The sequence below is a fragment of the Nocardioides pollutisoli genome, assembly GCF_040045055.1.
GTDB lineage: Bacteria > Actinomycetota > Actinomycetes > Propionibacteriales > Nocardioidaceae > Nocardioides > Nocardioides tweenelious.
On record NZ_JBDZDU010000001.1, the window covers coordinates 2,197,997 to 2,215,875 of the forward strand.

Here is a 17,879-nt window from a genome sequence, read left to right on the forward strand (position 1 = left end):
TCGAAGCGGCAGCCCGCAGACGCCTGACCTGAGCGGCTACTCGCAGACGATCCCGTCGTGATCGGCGTCCTCGTACCACGCGTACTCCGGGTCCCGGCCGCGGTAGTAGGGGCCGTATCCCGCGGCGATCGCCTGGTAGCAGTAGCTGAACCGAGGGTCGGTGCCACCACCGCCGGTTCCGCTGCCGCCGCTGCCGCCGCTCGAGCCACCCCGGACGACGGTGGCCGTCGTGACCCGGACCTGCTTGCCGGGACAGTGGGCGGCAAGCCTGGTGAGGGCCTGCTTCTCACGGCGGTCGACGTTCAGGTGCCAGCGCACCTTCACCGCCGTCCACTCGGTGACGTAGCGGCAGTGGTTGAACTTCGGCAGCCAGTCCGCGACGTCCTGGTCGCTCTTGGACTGGTTGACGTTGTCGGTGACGGCCACCAGGGTGCGCGGATCTCCCAGGTCGTTGGCGTAGCGCTCACGGGTGGTGGCGTCCCAGTGCTTGGCGCCGGAGTCCCACGCCTCCTTGAGTGGCACCAGGTGGTCGATGTCGACGTCGGACGAGGAGGCCCAGGTCTCGTGGTCGTAGTAGGAGAACCACGTCCCGGTCGTGATGTCACAGCCACTGACGCGGGTCCGCGACTCCGCCGCGAGGACCTCGTCGCGGGTGTCACGGCAGTCGCCGTCCGCGTCGACCCAGTGCCGGAACAGGTCGCGGTCGTAGCCCGCTGCGCTCTCGGACGACACGGGAAGTCCGCGGACCGCGGCCGCCAGCGACTTGGACACGGTCGCTCGGCCGGGCGAGGCCGCGGCAGACGACGGTGCCGCGGCGACGGTGAGGGCGGCGGCCACGGCGGCGGCCACGGCGGCGAGAGCCGTGGCGGCGGCAACCAGGCGGGGCATCGCACCGCCGCGTTTCGTGGTCATCACCTCCAGGATCCCAGCGCACGCGCCGGATCGGTGAAACCCGCCCGACGTGACGACCGCCACCGTCCGTCGTTGACGGTGCATGCGCTCGCGACTCGTCGTACTCCTCCTCGTCCTGGTGGCCCCGCTGCTGGCCACCACGCCGGTCGGTCCGACCGCGACCGCTTCGCCTGGTCGGCCCGGTCACCTCACCGTCGAGGTCCTCTCGAACCGGGCCGACCTGGTGTCTGCGGGCGACGCTCTCGTCGCGGTCCGGGTCCCGCAGGGTGTCCGGCCCGCCGACGTCCGCGTGACCGTCGGCGACCGCGACGTCACGAGGCGGTTCGCGGTCCGCGAGGACGGCCAGTTCCTAGGCCTGGTGCGTGGCCTCGAGGTCGGCCGCAACGTCGTCCGGGCGACGGCGAAGGGCGCGAAGGGCGACCGGGTCGTGGTCACCGACCACCCCAACGGCGGCCCGCTCTTCTCCGGCCCGCAGACCCGGCACTACCGCTGCCAGGACACCGCGACCGACGCGCAGTGCAACGAGGCGCCGACGTACGACTTCCTCTACAGGTCCACCGACCCGACGAAGCCCGGGCTCCAGCCCTACGACCCGGCCGACCCGCCGACCGACGTCGCGACGACGACCACGGACCAGGGTGTCGAGGTGCCGTTCATCGTCCGCCGGGAGCAGGGCTTCCAGGACCGCGACCGCTACACGATCCAGACGCTCTTCCAGCCCGGCAAGCCCTGGCGGGCCTGGGCTCCGCAGCAGCAGTGGAACCACAAGCTCCTCGTCACCCACGGTGGCGGCTGCGGTGCGTCGTACACCCCCGGCACGCCGCCGACCGCCGACTACTCCGGCACCCTCGAGGACGTCCCGGCCGTCACGCCGAGCTACGTCACCGCTCTGGGTCTCGGCTTCGCGACCCTCTCGACGGCGCTCGACAACACCGGCCACAACTGCAGCGTCGCCCTCAACGCCGAGTCCGTGCTGATGGCCAAGGAGCGCCTCGTCGAGAGGTACGGCGAGCTCCGCTACACCATCGGCACCGGCTGCTCCGGCGGCTCGATCGCGCAGCACACCGTGGCCAACGCCTACCCGGGGATCTACCAGGGCCTGATCACCAGCTGCTCCTACCCCGACACGTTCACGGCCGGTGCGCAGTTCGCGGACTACCACATGCTCCGGCTCTACTTCGAGGACCCGACCCGCTGGGCGCCGGGCGTGGCCTGGCTGCCGACGCAGATGGCCCAGGTCGAGGGACACGTCTCCCACCTCAACGCCGTGGTCGCCGACGAGGGCCTCTTCAAGGCCGCCCTCAACCCGGAGAACGCCTGCCCCGGCACCACCGACCCGGTGGCCGGTGATCCGACCACCCGCTACGACTCCGAGATCAACCCGGGCGGCGTGCGCTGCTCGGTGCTCGACCTCCTGGTCAACCAGCTCGGCCCGCGCCCGAAGTCCGTCTGGACGCCCCAGGAGAAGGCGGCGGGCCACGGCTTCGGCGGGCTGCCCTTCTCCAACACCGGTGTCCTCTACGGGCTCTCCGCGCTGAAGGCGGGCACCATCACGACGGCCCAGTTCGTCGACCTCAACCAGAAGGTCGGTGGCCTCGACGTCGACTCGCAGCCCACGACCGACCGGATCCAGGGCGACCCCGCCTCGATCGCGAACGCCTACCGCACCGGGCTCATCGACGAGGCCAACCACCTCGACGAGGTCGCGATGATCAACCACGGGGGCCCGGACCCGGGTCTCGCCCACGACTACGCCCACGCCTTCTGGACCCAGGAGCGGCTGATGGCCGACCAGGGCAACACCGACAACCGCGTGATGTGGTTCGGCCCGACCCCGCTGATCGGCGACCCGAACTGGGCCAACGAGGCGCTGACCAAGATGGACGAGTGGCTCTCCGCGGTCGAGAAGGACGGCTCCTCGAAGCCGTTGTCCGCCAAGATCGCCGGCGACCGTCCCGACGACGTCACCGACCGCTGCGTGGTCGACCAGCTCGCCCAGGTCTGCGACCAGCAGCAGCTGCAGGTCCTCCAGACCCGGCTCAGCACGCCCCGCCAGGAGGCCGGCGGACCGCTCGCCAACGACACGGTCGCCTGCCGGCTCCGTCCGCTCGACAAGGCCGACTTCGACTTCCTGCTCGTGCCCTTCACCGACGCCGAGTGGGCCAGCCTCCAGGACACCTTCCCGACCGGTGTCTGCGACTGGGACGAGCCCGGCATCGGCCAGGGCCCGGCCCAGACCTGGCTGCGCTACGACGCACCCGGTGGCGGGGTCGCGTACGGCGGTCGCAACCTGCCCGCCGTCCCCGCTCACTCCGCCGGCGGCCTGCTCGGTCCCGTCTTCGCCCCGATGCTGAGGAAGTAAGGCTTCTCCTGCTGCGACCTCGCAGGTAGCGTGCCGCCATGCGCCGCGAGCCGCACGAGAACGTCGCGACCGTCCTGGTCGCACCGTCCGTGCTGCGCGAGCTCGAGCTCGACCTGATGCCGCTCGACCTCTGGGTCTGGCCGGTCGCGACGTCGTCGGTCTACGAGGACGGACCGCGCGCGGCCTTCCAGATCCGGCGCCGGCTGCTCATGGCGCGGCGGGGTGCCTGGGACGACGCCGCCGGCTGGACGCCGGTGTGGATCGCCTTCGGCGAGAGCTGGTACGACGGAGCCGAGCCGTTGCCCTGGGCCGCCCACCAGACGCTGTGGCGCACGCTCGAGCAGTACGCCGAGCACGTCCGCTACCGGCTCGGGCTCGGCGGCATCCCGCGGGTCGACGTCCCCCACGAGCGCACCGCCTGATCAGCCGCGGAGCTGCTCGCGGTCGATCGCCCGCTTGAGGATCTTGCCCGAGGGTCCCTTCGGCAGCGCCGGCACGAACTGGACGAGGTGCGGCACCTTGTAGGCGCTCAGCCGCGCCTTCGCCCACGCGCGCAGCTCGTCGACGCCGAGCTCGGCGCCGGGTCGGAGGACCACCACAGCCGCGACCTCCTCGCCGTACGTCGGGTCCGCGACACCGATGACGGCCGCCTCGACGATGTCGGGGTGCTCGTAGAGCACCTCCTCGACCTCGCGGGGATAGACGTTGTAGCCGCCGCGGATGATCAGCTCCTTGAGCCGGTCGACGATCCGCAGGTCGCCGTCCTCGTCGAGGGTGCCGAGGTCGCCGGTGCGCAGCCACCCGTCCTGGATCGCCTCGGCCGTCGCCTCGGGCCGGTTCCAGTAGCCCTTCATCACGATCGGGCCACTCACCCACACCTCGCCGACCTCGCCGGTCGGCACCGGTCGGCCCGACGGGTCGCGGACCTCGAGCCGCATGCCCGGGACCGCACGGCCGACGGACCCGATCTTCGGGGTCTGGTCGTGGGGCGTCGAGGTCGCCCAGCCCGAGGTCTCGCTCAGGCCGTAGCCCTCGCGGATCCGTACGCCGAAGCGGTCCTGGAAGGCCCGGATCGACTCCGCCGGCAGCGATGCCCCGCCCGAGGAGGCGAGCCGGAGCTGGGCGAAGTCGTCGGCACTCCAGTCGCCGGGGGCGTGGAGCATCGCGTTCCACATGGCCGGCACGCCGGAGACGATCGTGAGCCGGTCGTCGCGGATCATCGCCAGCATCCGGCTCGGGTCGAACGGGTGCAGCAGCGAGACCGGGGCACCGAGCGAGACCGAGATGTGCAGCACGATCAGCTGCCCGTAGACATGGAAGAGGGGAAGCGCGGTGCCCGCGCGGTCGGTCGCCGGGTCGAACGCCAGACGCTCCCGCGCCGCCTCGACCAGCGCGAAGATCCCCCCGACGCCGAGCTCGGCGCCCTTGGGCCGGCCGGTCGTCCCTGAGGTGTAGATGATGATCGCGGTCTCGTCGTCGGCGCGGTCGACCGGCGCGACGATCCCGCCGCCGGTCGGCAGGGTGGCGAGCGGACCGAGGTTCCAGGCCGGCACGCCGCGCTCCTCGGCCGCCGCTGTCGCGGCGGTCGCGCTCGCGTGCCACGCCACCACGAGCGACACCCCGGCGTCGTCGATGACGTAGCCGATCTCCGGCGCGGTCGCCATCACGTTCATCGTGATCAGCACCGCCCCGGCCGCGTGCAGCCCGTAGTAGGCCGCGACGAACTCGGGCACCGTCGGCGCGATCAGCAGCACCCGGTCCCCGGGTCGGACGCCTGCGGCGACCACCTGCCCGGCGTACGACGCCACCAGGTCGCGCAGCTCGCCGTACGACACGGCGGTCTCGCCCGTGCGGACCGCGATCCGCGTCGGGTCCTCGGCGGCGTGCGCGAAGACGGCGCCGGCCAGGTTGCTCATCGCGTGTGGTGGCTGCGCACGGCGCCACCCGCGGCACCGAGGAGCAGGCCGAGGACGGTGGTGATGACGACCAGGAGTGCCGGGGTCGAGCCCAGGTCCACCTCGTCGGTCCACCCGGTGGTCGCGCGCACCAGCAGGATCGTCGCGCCGTACAGAACGCCGCCGACGACGCCGCGCACCAGGCCCGGTCGCCAGCCGATGTGCTCGGTGCCGCCCAGGAACCCGCCGATCGAGGCGATCACCTGCACGACCCAGTACGCCGGCGCCGAGACGCCGAGCAGCAGGCCCGAGATCGCACCGAGCAGCACCGGCCCGACGACCACGCCGAGCACGCGGGCGACCGGTGGCTGCTGGGAGAAGTCACGCCTCGACGCGGCGTCGGTGGGAACCATGGTTCAACCCTCGCAGATGCAGAACGCCCCGTCGGTGACCCGACGGGGCGTTCTTCCGCAGGTGACCCTGCGATGCCTGTGGCCAGGGGCGGGGTCGAACCGCCGACCTATCACTTTTCAGGCGATCGCTCGTACCAACTGAGCTACCTGGCCAAGCGACGGACACCCTACAGGAGCCTCCGGGGCCTCACGAAAACGGGGAGTCCCGCGTCTTTTGGAGCCCGGTGAGCCTCGACTCTATGCTTCTCCGAGCACGTCCGGCCCCCATCGTCTAGCGGCCCAGGACCCCGCCCTTTCACGGCGGTAGCACGGGTTCGAATCCCGTTGGGGGTGCCACCACCGGCACAGACCATCCCGATTGGGAGTCGACGCGGTGTGTGGGTTAGAGTTCCACCGCTTCACCACGCACCACCGGTGAGGCACCAGCACCACACCTGGCCCCGTAGCGCAGTTGGTTAGCGCGCCGCCCTGTCACGGCGGAGGCCGCGGGTTCGAGTCCCGTCGGGGTCGCCACCAGATGCCCCGGATCGAGAGATCCGGGGCATCGTGCATTTCGGGGCCTGTCGGCACACGCTCCGGGCCACCACCGATCCAGCACAATGACGGCATGCCGATCGAGATGGGGCGTGCGGACTTCGAGGCCCTCGTCGACCGCGCGCTGGACGACATCCCCGACGAGATCACCGCGCTGGTCCACAACGTCGCGGTGCTGGTCGAGGACGAGCCGCCCGCGGGTGAGCCCGACCTGCTGGGTCTCTACGACGGGATCGCGCTGACCGACCGCTGGGGCGACCCGATGATGGAGCTCCCCGACCGGATCTTCATCTTCCGCAACCCGCTGCTCGACTTCTGCGACAGCGAGGAGCAGCTGGTCGAGGAGGTCCGGATCACCGTGGTCCACGAGATCGCCCACCACTTCGGGATCGACGACGCGCGCCTGCACGACCTGGGTTATGCCTGATCCGGGACGCGGCAGCGGATCGGATCGACGGTGGTCGAGCAGCGACCGCGACTGAGCTCGCGATCAACCCGCAAGCGCAAACCCGATCGCACACGCCGCCAGCGCGGCCGCGATCGTCCCGGCGGCGTAGAGCGTCGCCAGCCGGCGGCCGAGGCCGTGGGTCTGCACGGCGAAGGCGGAGTAGGTCGTGAAGCCGCCGCAGAAGCCGGTGCCGAGCAGGGCGAGCGGGTGCGCCCCGAGCGCGAGCCCGGAGAGGAGCCCGAGCAGGAACGACCCGGCCACGTTGACCACGAACGTGCCGGTCGGGAAGCGCCCGTCGAGACGGCTCGCGACCTCGAAGCGGAGACCGGCGCCGACCGCGGCACCGATCATCACCAGCAGCGGCGTCACTCGTCACCGCCCTCGTGCGCGAAGACCCGGCGCTCGCGCGAGGTCGACCAGTGGTCGGCGGCGCGTACGGCGAGCAGGCAGGCCGCGAGCGTGCCGACCAGGTAGAGACCGGCGACCGCGCCGTGTCCGCCGGCGAGCAGCGCCCGGGTCTGCTCCGAGTAGGCCGACAGCGTCGTGAAGCCACCGAGGACGCCCGGCCCGAGGAAGACGGTCAGCGTGCGGTTGCGGCGTACGACCAGGAAGGCCGGAAGCAGGGCGAGCGTGAACGAGCCGACCACGTTGATCCCGAACGTCGACCACGGGAAGTCGCCGCCGTGCGCGGGGAAGGCCTCGGTCAGCGCCCACCGGGCCAGGGCCCCGAGCGCACCACCGGCCGCCACCGCGGCCACCAGGCGCGCGGGGGGTGAGCCAGCGGTCACGACACGCTGCTCTGCTGCCTCGACACGGGCGCATCCTGCCACGCCACGGGAGCCGCGCCGCGCTCCTGGCTGACGAACTCACTGAGGAACCAGCGCTGGAACCGCTGCTGCTCCGGCGTCCTGGCCAGGGACAGCAACCTCTCCTCGCGACAGAAGGCGTCCGCGAGCTCGAGGAGCTCGACGAAGCGGCCGATGGCGGCAGCGGTCGGTCGCGCCATGGCGACGTGGAGGTCCGCCGTCGCCGCGCCGGAGCCCAGCGCCTGCTCGATCTGGTCGGCGCCGATGCCCTCGCGCAGGTCGCGGTCGAGGGACCCGAAGAGGTCCGAGAGGTCCTTGGCCAGCGGGTAGTCGGCCTCGTGGGCCAGGGCCAGCAGCCGCACCTCGCGGCGCAGCTCGCGGTAGTGGCGCTGGAACTCGATGAAGGACCGGAGGGGTACGCCGAGGATGTCGATGCTGATCTCGTCGGGCGACGGCTGCGGTGGGTTGGCCTGGGTCAGCGCGCCCGTGATCACGCCCTCGACGGCGTCGCCGCCGGCCTCGACGGCCGGGACGAACCAGACGGTCTTGCCGTCCTCGTCGAGGTCGACGCCCCAGGCCGACGAGCAGCGGGCCACGATGCCGAGGCCGCGGCCGAAGGTGAGCAGCAGGTCGTCCTCGCCCTGGGGGTCGGCCGACGGCAGCAACGGGAGGTCGCCCGAGCCGTCGCGGACCTCCACGCGCGGGTGCTCGCGGGTGCCGCGCACGCGCACGGACAGCGGGGGCGCCGCGTGGAGCAGCGCGTTGGTCACCAGCTCGGAGACGCCCAGCTCGGCGCACTCGACGAGGTCCTGTCGACCGATGTCCACGCAGGTGTCGACGACCCAGCGGCGTGCATCTTGCACACCACGAGGACCCGAGCCCAGGGACAGGGCTGGCCTGTTCAGCGGCACGGTGATCTCCACGACGAATATTTGCTCAGGGCAAAGCCATTGTGGCGTTGTTACCCGCGGTATTTCGGCACGAAACCTCGCCGCGCCGGTGGGATCGGGGCGGTCCAGACGACCTCGCTCGACGAGGCGCCCCGGGACCCTCCTCTGTGACGCAGGTGACCCCCCAGTTGTGGGAATCGGGGTCTTCGGCGGAACAATGGGGGTACGGGACCGTGTTCCATTAGCACGATCCAATCGCGGCACGAAAGGTCCGTCATGGCAGCAACGCAGCCAGCTCCCCAGACTTCCCACCGTCACCAGGTCGTGGTCATCGGCTCCGGGTTCGGCGGTCTCTTCGGGACGAAGGCGCTGCGCCGCTCCGACGTCGACGTCACGATGATCGCGAAGACGACGCACCACCTCTTCCAGCCGCTGCTCTACCAGGTCGCGACGGGCATCCTGTCCCAGGGCGAGATCGCACCCCCGACCCGTGAGGTCCTGAGCGGGCAGAAGAACGCCCAGGTGCTGCTCGGCGAGGTCACCGACATCGACCTCGAGGCGCGGACCGTGACCTCGCAGGTCCTCGGCCGCGAGACGCTCACGTCGTACGACTCCCTGATCGTCGCCGCCGGCGCCGGCCAGTCCTACTTCGGCAACGACCACTTCGCCGAGTTCGCCCCCGGCATGAAGAGCATCGACGACGCCCTCGAGCTGCGCGGCCGGATCTTCGGCACCTTCGAGCTCGCCGAGCTCGGTGCCGCCCGCGGCGACAACGTCGACCACCTGCTGACCTTCGTGGTCGTCGGCGCCGGCCCGACCGGTGTCGAGATGGCCGGCCAGATCGCCGAGCTCTCCCGCCGCACGCTGCACAAGGACTTCCGGGCCATCAACACCCGCGAGGCCCGGGTCGTCCTCGTCGACGCCGCTCCGCAGGTGCTCCCGCCGTTCGGTGCCAAGCTGGGCGAGAAGGCCAAGAAGGAGCTCGAGAAGCTCGGTGTCGAGGTCATCCTCGGCGCGATGGTGACCGACCTCGACGAGCGCGGCCTCGAGATGAAGTTCAAGGACGGCCGCGTCGAGCGCATCGACAGCGTCACCAAGATCTGGGCCGCCGGCGTGCAGGCCAACAAGCTCGGTCAGACCCTCTCCGAGCAGACCGGTGCCCCGCTCGACCGCGCCGGCCGGATCAGCGTCAACCCCGACCTCACGCTCCCGGGCCACCCCGAGGTGTTCGTGGTCGGCGACATGATCAACCTCGACCACCTGCCCGGCGTCGCGCAGGTCGCCATCCAGGGCGCGAAGTACGCCGCCAAGGAGATCGACCGCCGCCTCGAGGGCAAGCCCTCGCAGGGTCCGTTCCACTACTTCGACAAGGGCTCGATGGCGATCATCAGCCGCTTCCGGGCGGTCGCGCTGATCGGCAACCTCCGCATCACCGGCGTTCTCGCCTGGCTGATGTGGCTGGCCCTCCACCTCGTCTACATCACCGGCTTCAAGAGCCAGGTGACGGCGCTGCTCCACTGGGCGGTCTCGTTCGTCGGCCGCGGTCGCTCCGAGCGGACCACCACCGAGCAGCAGATCTTCGCCCGTAGCGCCCTCAAGCGGCTCGAGCGCGGTGCCGCCGACCTGGTCTCCGACCCGGGGGAGTACGACGCCCTGCGGGCCGGCCTCGAGGCCGACCGTCGTGCCGAGCTCGAGGCGCAGGCCCTCGAGGAGGCGCGGCTCACCGACGCCGGCGAGCGTGGTGTGCCGAGCGGCGACAAGGTCGCCGCCTCCTGACCGGCTACTCGAAGGACCCGTCGGGCGGCTGAGCCGCCTGGCGTGCCCAGCGCGGCAGGATGAAGAGGCCCTCGGCCTCGACGGTGACCCCCTCGGCGTTCGAGATGTGTCCCCGCGCCCAGGTCTTGATCCCCTCGCTGCGCTCGATCCAGGCCTCGACCCGCAGGTCGCCCAGCGGCGTCGCGCGACGGTAGGTCAGCGTCAGGGTGGCGGTCATGCCCGGCTTGCCGCCGGCGCCCGCCGCCTCGCCGAGCAGCTGGTCCAGGATCAGCGCCGACACCCCGCCGTGCACCAGGCCGGGAGGGCCCTCGTACGCCGCGCCCAGGTGGAAGTCCGCCCACGCCCGGCCGGTGCTGTCGTGCTCGACGTGCACCGGAGGTGCGACCGCGTTGCGGATCCCGACGACCGTGTTGCCCCAGTGGCGTCCGCGGTTGCTCACGGCGAACGAGCCCTCGAGCTCGCGCTTCCTCAGCCGGGCGACGAGGTTCTCGAGCTCCGCCTGGACCTGCAGCACCTCGGCGTCGTCGACCGTCGTGCGGATCGTGGCGTCGACCAGGTCGCGGACGACCTGGGTGAAGGGCTCGTAGATCCCGCGCAGACGCTCGGACTCCTCGGGGGGCATCTCGTCCAGGGGGTGTCGGGCCACGCGCCGATCCTAGAACGAGTTCCAGTTCCGAAACCCAGTGGCTCCGATCGCCGTCGACTTGATGGAATCGTCCGGTGACCGCTCTCGCCGCTCCCGACCTCCACCTCCGTGACTCCTGGGCCGCCGCCATCGCCGAGTTCGGCGACGAGGTGATCCACGGTGCCGGTCTCTGGGACTTCGAGCCCCTCGACACCACCGAGGCTGGCTGCCGCGAGGTCGTCGCGCACCTCCTCGCTCAGGCGGACCCGGCCACCGAGCTGCCGCCCAACATCGTGCACTGCACCTACTTCTGGATCGTCGACGACGAGGACGAGTACGTCGGCTCCCTCGCGCTGCGCCACTCGCTGACCCCGTGGCTGCTCGAGGAGGGCGGCCACATCGGCTACGCCGTACGCCCCTCGCGGCGCCGCGAGGGCCACGCCTCCCGCGCCCTGGCCCTCTCCCTGGAGCACGCCGCCGACCTCGGCATCGACCGCGCGCTGGTCACCTGCGACGAGGACAACGAAGGCTCGCGGGCGACCATCGAGCGCTGCGGTGGGGAGTACGAGGACTCCCGCAACGGCAAGCGGCGCTACTGGATCTCGACGTCGAGATCATCGGCCTGAGAAGGTCCGGAAAATGGAGTGAACCGCCGGCGTCTCGGGTCACCGACGGTTCAACTTCGGAGAGGTTAGGGGGTCCGGCCCCGACCGCGCACCCCCCTGCGCCGAATCGGTCCAGGTGGAGTAGACCGGTGGCATTCCGGACTCGGTAGGCCCCGTGGGACTCGAACCCACAACCCGCGGATTAAAAGTCCGATGCTCTGCCAATTGAGCTAGGGGCCCCTGGCGGTCGGAGGGCTCCGATCGCCGGTCCGAGGATTCTAGGGGCCGCCGACGCGAGCCGGTCCGGCCGGTTCGGTCAGCCCAGCGGCGCGGTGCCGCAGCGGCTGAACCACGGCAGCGCGCCGAGGGGCGCGTCGACGGTGACCGAGGTCTGGCCGGCGCGCTCCGTGCCGGTGCCGTGCAGCTGCCAGCAGCCCTCGGGGAGGTAGGCCTTCCGGGTCGTGGCGCCCTTCTTGACCACGGGGGCGACGAGCAGGTCGGGGCCCAGCAGCCACTCCTGGTCCTGGTCCCAGCCGGCGCGGTCGTCGGGGTCCTGCCACCACAGCGGTCGGGTCGGCGGCGCACCGGTCGCCTGGGCCTCGGCCCACAGCTGCTTGAGCAGCGGCTCGGCCCGCATGTGCAGGCGCGAGAGCTGCTTGTAGATGCGCACCGTCTGCTTGTCGTAGGACCAGGGCGTGTGGGTGCCGTGCTTCCCGCTGCCGTGGAGGCGGAACGTCGGGCTCAGGGCGGCCCACTCCGCCCAGCGGATGAAGAGCTCCTTGGTGGTCGGCGGCGACGTGTAGTCGAAGTAGCCACCGATGTCGGTGGTGTAGCCGTAGGCGCCGCCGACCGCACGGCTGAGCATGTCGGTCGTCAGCGACTGGATCCCGGAGGTGCGGCTCCAGTCGGTGGTCTCGTCGCCCGGGAAGTTCGCGTCCTCGTACGCCGTCGTGCCCGGCAGCCCGGTGTAGCCGGCGCGGGTGAAGAACCACGGGTGACGAGTCGGGTGGTCGGCCTCGTAGCGGTCGATCTCGTCGCTGGTCGCCTTGGCGTAGAGCGTGAAGTAGTCGTTGTGGCGGGTGACGCCGGTGGTCCCGTCGGCGAAGTGCATGTCGAAGAGGACCTGCTCGCCGTAGTCCTGCATGAACCCGTCGAAGCCGAGGTCGAGGATGCCCTTCACCTGGCGCTGCCACCACGCGACCGCGTCCGGGTTGGTGAAGTCGACCAGGCCGAAGAGGCGGTTGGACGATCCGCTGACGATGTAGGGCTTGCCGTCCGCGTCGGTGACGGCGTACCCCGCCTTGACCGGCGCCGAGCCCGGCTCCAGCCAGGGGCGGATGTAGGCCAGCGGGTGGATGCCGCGCGCCTTGAGCTGGCGGATCATCGTCGCCTGCTTCTTGGCGTGCACCCAGGTGTGCAGGGCGAGTCCGTGGTTGCCGTGCGGGAAGCCCCAACCCTCGATCCGGTACGCCGAGAGCGGCAGCTGGTAGCGGTCGATGTCGACGATGTCCTGGGCGAGGTGGTGCTGGTAGTCCTGGTAGGTCTCGCCGTCGTTCTTGACGAGCCGGTCGAGCATCGGGCCGAGCGCCCAGTCCGGCGGCGTGTGGTGCCGGCCGGTCATCGCGGTGAGGGTGTCGACCGACCGGCTCGGGGCACCCGGCGCCACGACGTAGTCGAGGTGGGTGGCCGAGGCGGTGACGTTCCACGCGTCCGGTCGGTCGACGGCGAGCTTGAAGCGCGCGAGCTCGGGCTGGGGGAGCAGGAAGCCGTAGTGGCTCGTGTAGAACATCGCCTGCGGGTAGTAGGCCGCGGCCGGGCCGTTCGGGTACATCGTCTCGCCCTTGCCCGAGATGTCGAGGCTCTCCTGGTTGACGAAGCTGGAGAGCACGCGACCGCGCTGGTCGAGGTGGTCGTGACGGCCGCCGAAGCCGAAGAAGCCGTCCTGCTGACCGGCCTCGGACGGCGTCTCGAACGAGTCGCCGATCATGGCGACGCCGTCGGACGGAACGGCGTGCACCTGGACGCGCGCGGCGTCCGCGCCCTGAGCGCCGATCCGCACCTCGAGGGTCCGGCCGCTCGGGTCGTTCGTGGAGAGCGTGAGGACGAGGTCGTCCCCGTCGTGCTCGACGGACTCGACGTCCTGGGCGGAGTACCAGGTACCGCTGCGCGTGCTCTTCGCCAGGTTGGCGATCCACTCGCCCTGCAGCTGCTGCTGGAGGGACTCCGTGCCGACCATGAACGACAGGGGGGAGTAGAGCGTCGTGGTGCTCTGGTTGTCGGACCCGTCCGCCAGCGGGTCGGTGGTCAGTGGCTCAGCGAGCGTGTCCGTCGCCGCGTGTGCGACCTCCTGCAGCACCGTCGTGCCGGCGGCGTCGGTGACGCTCAGCCGGAACGGGCTCTGCTCGACGACGACCCGGGCACCGCCCTCGTCGACGACCAGCGGCTCGCCGTCGGCGTGCGCGGGGGAGGCCAGGGCGGCCAGGGGGACCAGGGTGAGCGCGAGGGCCGAGGCGGCCAGTGAGGCGATCGTTCGAGACACGCCAGCACACTAGGCGAAGCCCGCCGATCCCGGACGGGCTTTGTCGGTTACGTCCGGGCGGGCCCGACGTACGTCCCGCGGCCGGTCGGCAGCGGCAGGTCGAGGGTGGTCGCGATCCCGGGTGCGGCGGCGCGTACGTCGGGGATCGCGTTCACGATCCGGCCGCAGGCCGCCACGATCGCGGCATGGTTGTGGTCGCCGTGCTCGCTGCTCGGCACCACGTCGACGACGTACGACGGCTCTCCGGTGATCTCGATCCGGTAGGCGCCGCCACCGGACGAGGGTCGCGCCCAGTCCGGGCGCAGGTCGTCGCGGGTGCGGGTGACGTGCTCGACGACGATCGCCGGGTGGCCGTCGACCATGCCGCTGATGGAGAAGTGCAGTGCCGCGATCGTGCCCTCCTCGATCCGGCCGGCCGCGATGTCGTAGCTCTCCGGGGCCGGCTCGGCCTCCCAGAACTCGACGATCTCGTCGACCTCGATGCCGAGGCCGCTGGCCATCATCCGGATCGCGGTTCCCCACGCCAGGGCCAGGACGCCGGGCAGGAAGAGGAGGGGCGTCGAGTCGACCGGGCTGCCGAAGCCCATCAGGTCGAACATGACCTCGGTGCCGTCGTACGTCGCGTAGTCGGCGAGCTCGTAGCATTTGATCTGCTCGATCCGCTGGCAGGTGCTCGCCAGCGCGAGCGGGACCAGGTCGCTGGCGAACCCGGGGTCGACGCCGGTGATGTAGACCGTCGCCCCACCGGCCTGTGCGGACGCCTCCACCTTGTCGATCACGGCCTGCGGCATCGTGCCGATCGGGAACTGCAAGGTGCCGGGCGCTGAGCCGACGACGTCGATGCCGGCCTCGAGCAGCGCGCGCACGTCGTTGGTCGCCTCGCGCGGACGGGTGTCACCCATGGCGCAGTAGACGACGCACTCGGGTCCGGCGGCGATCAGCGCGTCCAGGTCGCCGACGGCCGTGATGCCGGTGACGGTGTCGACGCCGGCGAGCTCGCCCGCGTCCTTGCCGACCTTCTCCGGGGTCGAGGTGGAGACCGCGACCAGCTCGAACCGGTCGTCGGCGATGAGCTGGCGCAGGGTGAGCCGGCCGGCGTTGCCGGTGCTGACCTGGGCGACGCGGATCGGCATCTGATCTCCTCGAACTGGAACGTGTTCTACCTCCGGAAAAACTAGGTTATCGTCCCGCGCATGGGACGTGTAGACGGCAAGGTCGTGCTCATCAGCGGCGGCGCGCGCAACATCGGTGGCGCCAGCGCGCGGATGCTGGTGGCCGAGGGCGCGAAGGTCGTCATCGGCGACCTGCTCGACGACGAGGGTGCCGCGCTCGCCGACGAGCTGGGCGACGCGGCGCGCTACGTGCACCTCGACGTCACCAGCGAGGAGGACTGGGCGGCCGCCGTGGCGCTCGCCGTCGCCGAGTTCGGCCGGCTCGACGTCCTCTTCAACAACGCCGGCATCTTCAACGGCGGCCAGCTGCAGCGCTACAAGGCCGCGCAGTGGCAGCAGATGCTCGACGTCAACCTGACCGGCGCCTTCTTCGGGGCGAAGGCCGCCGCCGACGCGCTGATCGCCGCCGGCGGCGGCTCGATCATCAACACGTCGTCGATCGAGGGCCTGCGCGGCACGCCCTGGGCGCACGGGTACGTCGCGTCCAAGTGGGGCCTGACCGGGCTCACCAAGTCGCTCGCCATGGAGCTCGCGCCGCACGGGATCCGGGTCAACTCCCTGCACCCCGGACGTATCAGCACCCCGGCGACCGACCAGATGCCCGAAGGGCTGATCCCGATCCCGCTCGGTCGTCCCGGTCAGCCCGACGAGGTGGCGACGTTCGTGGTGTTCCTCGCCAGCGACGAGTCGTCCTTCTCGACCGGCTCGGAGTTCGTCGTCGACGGCGGGACCGTCATGCACATCCCGACCAACATCTGACGGGTCAGAGCCCGCCGATCCCCTTGCCGATCAGCACGACGCCGATCACGAGCACCAGGACGCTCATCACCGTCGCGTTGTTGTCTCCGAGCCAGACCCGCAGCTCGTCGAGCGGGTTCCGCATCCGCTCGTGGGCGACCAGGTAGCCGATCACCGGGACGGCGACCGTCGACGCGGCGATCACCGTGAACACGGCTGCGGCGACCACCATGTCGCCGGTGCTGATCCCCGATCCGCCGATGGCCGAGCCGGCCGCGACGCACATCAGCAGGTTCTTCGGGTTGACCGCCGCCAGCAGGAACCCCAGCCCGGCTGCCTTGACGAAGGTGAACGAGTCGATGGCCGCCATCCACTTCGGCAGCACGACCACCTCGCCCGGCCTCGGCCGGCCGCGCCACTGCTTCGCGCCCACCAGGAGGAGGAGTACGCCGAGTCCGATCTTGATCCACGCGGAGGCGGCTGACGGGCTCGACCCGCTGTCGAGGCCGGTGGTCGCGGCGATCACCACGAACACCGTCGTGGCCACGACGATGCCGACCAGCCAGCCGAGCAGGAAGCCCAGGCTGGCGCCCTTCGCCTGGGGTGCGAGCAGCATCAAGACGGTCGCGATGACGGGGATCGGGCTGATCGCGACGCCGAGCGCGAGAGGCAGCAGATCGCCGATCACCGTTGTCATGGGAGCCACCTTCGCCGTACCCGAAAGGGTGAGGATCACCCGTGTCGGGTGACTCCGGCAGGAGCGCGCCCTGTTCCTCTCCTGTCACGTGCGTGTAGCAGAACCTTCATCCGGGGCGTGAGAAAACCTCGTACAGCCGGTTTCCTCGGAGCGGATGGTTGGTAACGTGTCCCCCGCAACAGGTGCAAGTTCCAGCAGGTCTGACGCCCGCGGAGTTTGTGATCCAACGGCGTTTCTTCTTCGTGGGCCTGCCACTCACGCAAGTCGGAGCGACGGTGTCACCGCATCTGGTGTGGGGCCGTCGAAGTGACGGCCTCTCGCCCCGACTAAGGAGTATCGAGCACATGGCTCAGGGCACTGTTAAGTGGTTCAACGCTGAGAAGGGCTTCGGCTTCATCGCGCAGGAGGACGGCGGCGACGACGTCTTCGTGCACTACTCGGCGATCCAGACCCAGGGCTACAAGTCCCTGGACGAGAACCAGAAGGTCGAGTTCGAGGTCACGCAGGGTCCCAAGGGCCCGCAGGCTGAGAACGTCCGCCCGGTCTGATCCCGGAAGAAGAGTCCGGGCCCTCGGCCCGCAGTCTTCGGAGGAGCCCCACCCACCCGGGTGGGGCTCCTCCCCATTTCGGGGCATGTCCCATGGCCCGGATGGGTCAGATTTCGCCCGGAGGGTTTTGTCCCCGTGACCGTCGGGCACCCTTGACGTTGGAGGAGGGACCCGTACCCGATGCGCACAGGGAGTGATGAGGTGCACGACCAGTTCGATGTCACCCTCGAGGACTCCGATCTCCTCGGCGAGGTCGAGCTCACGACCAACCTGATCATTGCTGCGAGTGAGTCCGACGACCACCTGTCCGACACCGAGATCGACGAGATCCTCGGTGTGGTGCCCGGTCCACGCCGCGAGTCGTAGGTCCGACCACCCGTTGGCCGACCTAGGGCCCCATACCCCCTAGGGGTACCCTCGTCTGTATGGACGAGCACCAGCACGGCTACATCCACCGCAAGGACGACTATCTCCGTCGCCTGCGCCGGATCGAGGGTCAGGCCCGCGGTCTGCAGCGCATGGTCGAGGACGAGCAGTACTGCATCGACATCCTCACCCAGGTCGCAGCGATGACGAAGGCGCTCCAGGCGGTCTCCATCGGACTGGTCGAGGAGCACCTCAACCACTGCGTCGTCGACGCAGCACGCGCGGGTGACGACGAGGCCCGCGAGAAGATCACCGAGGCGATGGAGGCCATCAGCCGCCTGGTGAAGTCATGAGCGCGAGCACCTGGCAGGTCGAGGGGATGACCTGCGCCCACTGCGTCGCCTCGGTGACCGAGGAGGTGTCGGCGATCCCGGGGGTCACCGCTGTCGAGGTCGTCCTTGAGACCGGCGAGGTCTCGGTCGTCAGCACGGGTCCGCTCGACCGCGAGGCGATCGTCGCCGCGGTCGAGGAGGCGGGCTACCGGGTGGCCTGA

At 70.7% G+C, this 17,879-nt stretch carries 20 protein-coding genes and 4 tRNA genes; 12 read left to right on the top strand and 12 right to left on the bottom strand.

The window, feature by feature from the left end:
• Nucleotides 1-36 precede the first annotated feature (36 nt).
• Complete coding sequence (locus ABLE68_RS10655; RefSeq protein WP_348871299.1) at nt 37-912, bottom strand: GmrSD restriction endonuclease domain-containing protein; 876 nt, start codon at nt 910-912, stop codon at nt 37-39.
• 82 nt (nt 913-994) lie between these two features.
• Here ABLE68_RS10655 and ABLE68_RS10660 point away from each other — a divergent pair, with 82 nt between their 5' ends.
• Together ABLE68_RS10660 and ABLE68_RS10665 are read left to right on the top strand one after the other, a co-directional pair.
• Entirely contained in the window at nt 995-3,274 is a 2,280-nt protein-coding gene (locus ABLE68_RS10660) for a DUF6351 family protein (RefSeq protein WP_348871300.1), read from the top strand.
• A 38-nt stretch (nt 3,275-3,312) separates the two neighbouring features.
• The gene (locus ABLE68_RS10665; protein ID WP_348871301.1) at nt 3,313-3,696 is read left to right on the top strand and encodes a hypothetical protein; all 384 of its coding nucleotides are present in this window, start codon (nt 3,313-3,315) and stop codon (nt 3,694-3,696) included.
• On the opposite strand, the gene ABLE68_RS10670 is transcribed toward ABLE68_RS10665, so the two are convergent.
• The 3 genes from ABLE68_RS10670 to ABLE68_RS10680 all read right to left on the bottom strand — a co-directional run bounded on the left by ABLE68_RS10670 (nt 3,697) and on the right by ABLE68_RS10680 (nt 5,735).
• Nucleotides 3,697-5,190 (bottom strand): class I adenylate-forming enzyme family protein, encoded by a 1,494-nt coding sequence (locus tag ABLE68_RS10670; protein ID WP_348871302.1) that lies wholly within the window; start codon nt 5,188-5,190, stop codon nt 3,697-3,699.
• Nucleotides 5,187-5,582 carry a hypothetical protein gene (locus ABLE68_RS10675; protein WP_348871303.1) on the bottom strand — a complete coding sequence of 132 codons (396 nt, stop codon included), beginning with the start codon at nt 5,580-5,582 and terminating at the stop codon, nt 5,187-5,189. The genes ABLE68_RS10670 and ABLE68_RS10675 overlap by 4 nt, the downstream gene beginning before the upstream one ends.
• Before the next feature lie 79 nt (nt 5,583-5,661).
• A tRNA-Phe gene (locus ABLE68_RS10680) sits at nt 5,662-5,735 on the bottom strand.
• Nucleotides 5,736-5,842: 107 nt separating this feature from the next.
• Here ABLE68_RS10680 and ABLE68_RS10685 point away from each other — a divergent pair.
• The 3 genes from ABLE68_RS10685 (at nt 5,843) to ABLE68_RS10695 (ending at nt 6,543) form a co-directional block, all read left to right on the top strand.
• Nucleotides 5,843-5,918, top strand: a tRNA-Glu gene (locus ABLE68_RS10685).
• Between the two features lie 100 nt (nt 5,919-6,018).
• Nucleotides 6,019-6,095: transfer RNA gene (locus ABLE68_RS10690), tRNA-Asp, on the top strand.
• Nucleotides 6,096-6,189: 94 nt separating this feature from the next.
• Nucleotides 6,190-6,543, top strand: a complete 354-nt coding sequence (locus tag ABLE68_RS10695; RefSeq protein ID WP_348871304.1) for a metallopeptidase family protein — start codon at nt 6,190-6,192, stop codon at nt 6,541-6,543.
• Nucleotides 6,544-6,606: 63 nt separating this feature from the next.
• On the opposite strand, the gene ABLE68_RS10700 is transcribed toward ABLE68_RS10695, so the two are convergent.
• From ABLE68_RS10700 to ABLE68_RS10710, 3 genes are read right to left on the bottom strand one after another with little or no spacing between them, the layout of a single operon-like run.
• Nucleotides 6,607-6,933: a fluoride efflux transporter FluC gene (locus ABLE68_RS10700; protein ID WP_348871305.1), complete on the bottom strand. Its 327-nt coding sequence runs from the start codon at nt 6,931-6,933 to the stop codon at nt 6,607-6,609.
• A complete protein-coding gene (locus ABLE68_RS10705) occupies nt 6,930-7,352 on the bottom strand; it encodes a fluoride efflux transporter FluC (RefSeq protein WP_348871306.1) in 423 nt (140 codons plus the stop codon). The genes ABLE68_RS10700 and ABLE68_RS10705 overlap by 4 nt, the downstream gene beginning before the upstream one ends.
• Nucleotides 7,349-8,197, bottom strand: coding sequence for an ATP-binding protein (locus ABLE68_RS10710; RefSeq protein WP_348871307.1), 849 nt, complete (start codon nt 8,195-8,197; stop codon nt 7,349-7,351). The genes ABLE68_RS10705 and ABLE68_RS10710 overlap by 4 nt, the downstream gene beginning before the upstream one ends.
• 339 nt (nt 8,198-8,536) lie before the next feature.
• On the opposite strand from ABLE68_RS10710, the gene ABLE68_RS10715 reads away from it, so the two are divergent.
• Nucleotides 8,537-10,036: an NAD(P)/FAD-dependent oxidoreductase gene (locus ABLE68_RS10715; RefSeq protein WP_348871308.1), complete on the top strand. Its 1,500-nt coding sequence runs from the start codon at nt 8,537-8,539 to the stop codon at nt 10,034-10,036.
• Between the two features lie 4 nt (nt 10,037-10,040).
• Here ABLE68_RS10715 and ABLE68_RS10720 read toward each other — a convergent pair whose 3' ends face one another.
• Nucleotides 10,041-10,682, bottom strand: coding sequence for a PaaI family thioesterase (locus ABLE68_RS10720; protein ID WP_348871309.1), 642 nt, complete (start codon nt 10,680-10,682; stop codon nt 10,041-10,043).
• 74 nt (nt 10,683-10,756) lie between these two features.
• Between ABLE68_RS10720 and ABLE68_RS10725 the strand changes: the two genes are divergently transcribed.
• Nucleotides 10,757-11,287: a GNAT family N-acetyltransferase gene (locus ABLE68_RS10725; RefSeq protein ID WP_348871310.1), complete on the top strand. Its 531-nt coding sequence runs from the start codon at nt 10,757-10,759 to the stop codon at nt 11,285-11,287.
• 146 nt (nt 11,288-11,433) lie between these two features.
• On the opposite strand, the gene ABLE68_RS10730 is transcribed toward ABLE68_RS10725, so the two are convergent.
• The 3 genes from ABLE68_RS10730 to ABLE68_RS10740 all read right to left on the bottom strand — a co-directional run bounded on the left by ABLE68_RS10730 (nt 11,434) and on the right by ABLE68_RS10740 (nt 14,938).
• Nucleotides 11,434-11,506: transfer RNA gene (locus ABLE68_RS10730), tRNA-Lys, on the bottom strand.
• Nucleotides 11,507-11,582: 76 nt separating this feature from the next.
• The gene (locus ABLE68_RS10735) at nt 11,583-13,805 is read right to left on the bottom strand and encodes a TIM-barrel domain-containing protein (protein WP_348871311.1); all 2,223 of its coding nucleotides are present in this window, start codon (nt 13,803-13,805) and stop codon (nt 11,583-11,585) included.
• Between the two features lie 47 nt (nt 13,806-13,852).
• Nucleotides 13,853-14,938: an NAD(P)H-dependent amine dehydrogenase family protein gene (locus ABLE68_RS10740; protein ID WP_348871312.1), complete on the bottom strand. Its 1,086-nt coding sequence runs from the start codon at nt 14,936-14,938 to the stop codon at nt 13,853-13,855.
• Between the two features lie 60 nt (nt 14,939-14,998).
• On the opposite strand from ABLE68_RS10740, the gene ABLE68_RS10745 reads away from it, so the two are divergent.
• Nucleotides 14,999-15,736 (top strand): glucose 1-dehydrogenase, encoded by a 738-nt coding sequence (locus ABLE68_RS10745; protein ID WP_348871313.1) that lies wholly within the window; start codon nt 14,999-15,001, stop codon nt 15,734-15,736.
• Nucleotides 15,737-15,740: 4 nt separating this feature from the next.
• Here ABLE68_RS10745 and ABLE68_RS10750 read toward each other — a convergent pair whose 3' ends face one another.
• Nucleotides 15,741-16,412 carry a GAP family protein gene (locus ABLE68_RS10750; RefSeq protein ID WP_348871314.1) on the bottom strand — a complete coding sequence of 224 codons (672 nt, stop codon included), beginning with the start codon at nt 16,410-16,412 and terminating at the stop codon, nt 15,741-15,743.
• Between the two features lie 344 nt (nt 16,413-16,756).
• Between ABLE68_RS10750 and ABLE68_RS10755 the strand changes: the two genes are divergently transcribed.
• The 4 genes from ABLE68_RS10755 to ABLE68_RS10770 all read left to right on the top strand — a co-directional run bounded on the left by ABLE68_RS10755 (nt 16,757) and on the right by ABLE68_RS10770 (nt 17,879).
• Nucleotides 16,757-16,960, top strand: coding sequence for a cold-shock protein (locus ABLE68_RS10755; protein ID WP_224122836.1), 204 nt, complete (start codon nt 16,757-16,759; stop codon nt 16,958-16,960).
• A gap of 201 nt (nt 16,961-17,161) precedes the next feature.
• Nucleotides 17,162-17,326 (top strand): hypothetical protein, encoded by a 165-nt coding sequence (locus tag ABLE68_RS10760; protein WP_348871315.1) that lies wholly within the window; start codon nt 17,162-17,164, stop codon nt 17,324-17,326.
• Between the two features lie 59 nt (nt 17,327-17,385).
• On the top strand, nt 17,386-17,679 hold the full coding sequence (locus tag ABLE68_RS10765) for a metal-sensitive transcriptional regulator (RefSeq protein WP_348871316.1): 294 nt from the start codon (nt 17,386-17,388) through the stop codon (nt 17,677-17,679).
• Nucleotides 17,676-17,879 carry a heavy-metal-associated domain-containing protein gene (locus ABLE68_RS10770; protein WP_348871317.1) on the top strand — a complete coding sequence of 68 codons (204 nt, stop codon included), beginning with the start codon at nt 17,676-17,678 and terminating at the stop codon, nt 17,877-17,879. Before ABLE68_RS10765 ends, ABLE68_RS10770 begins: the two co-directional genes overlap by 4 nt.

Coding starts and splice junctions, on each gene's coding strand:
- ABLE68_RS10755 (WP_224122836.1), top strand. CDS start 16,757: ATGGCTCAGGGCACTGTTAAGTGGTTCAACGCTGAGAAGGGCTTCGGC.
- ABLE68_RS10675 (WP_348871303.1), bottom strand. CDS start 5,582: ATGGTTCCCACCGACGCCGCGTCGAGGCGTGACTTCTCCCAGCAGCCA.
- ABLE68_RS10770 (WP_348871317.1), top strand. CDS start 17,676: ATGAGCGCGAGCACCTGGCAGGTCGAGGGGATGACCTGCGCCCACTGC.
- ABLE68_RS10715 (WP_348871308.1), top strand. CDS start 8,537: ATGGCAGCAACGCAGCCAGCTCCCCAGACTTCCCACCGTCACCAGGTC.
- ABLE68_RS10765 (WP_348871316.1), top strand. CDS start 17,386: ATGGACGAGCACCAGCACGGCTACATCCACCGCAAGGACGACTATCTC.
- ABLE68_RS10740 (WP_348871312.1), bottom strand. CDS start 14,938: ATGCCGATCCGCGTCGCCCAGGTCAGCACCGGCAACGCCGGCCGGCTC.
- ABLE68_RS10750 (WP_348871314.1), bottom strand. CDS start 16,412: ATGACAACGGTGATCGGCGATCTGCTGCCTCTCGCGCTCGGCGTCGCG.
- ABLE68_RS10695 (WP_348871304.1), top strand. CDS start 6,190: ATGCCGATCGAGATGGGGCGTGCGGACTTCGAGGCCCTCGTCGACCGC.
- ABLE68_RS10745 (WP_348871313.1), top strand. CDS start 14,999: ATGGGACGTGTAGACGGCAAGGTCGTGCTCATCAGCGGCGGCGCGCGC.
- ABLE68_RS10665 (WP_348871301.1), top strand. CDS start 3,313: ATGCGCCGCGAGCCGCACGAGAACGTCGCGACCGTCCTGGTCGCACCG.
- ABLE68_RS10660 (WP_348871300.1), top strand. CDS start 995: ATGCGCTCGCGACTCGTCGTACTCCTCCTCGTCCTGGTGGCCCCGCTG.
- ABLE68_RS10655 (WP_348871299.1), bottom strand. CDS start 912: ATGACCACGAAACGCGGCGGTGCGATGCCCCGCCTGGTTGCCGCCGCC.
- ABLE68_RS10670 (WP_348871302.1), bottom strand. CDS start 5,190: ATGAGCAACCTGGCCGGCGCCGTCTTCGCGCACGCCGCCGAGGACCCG.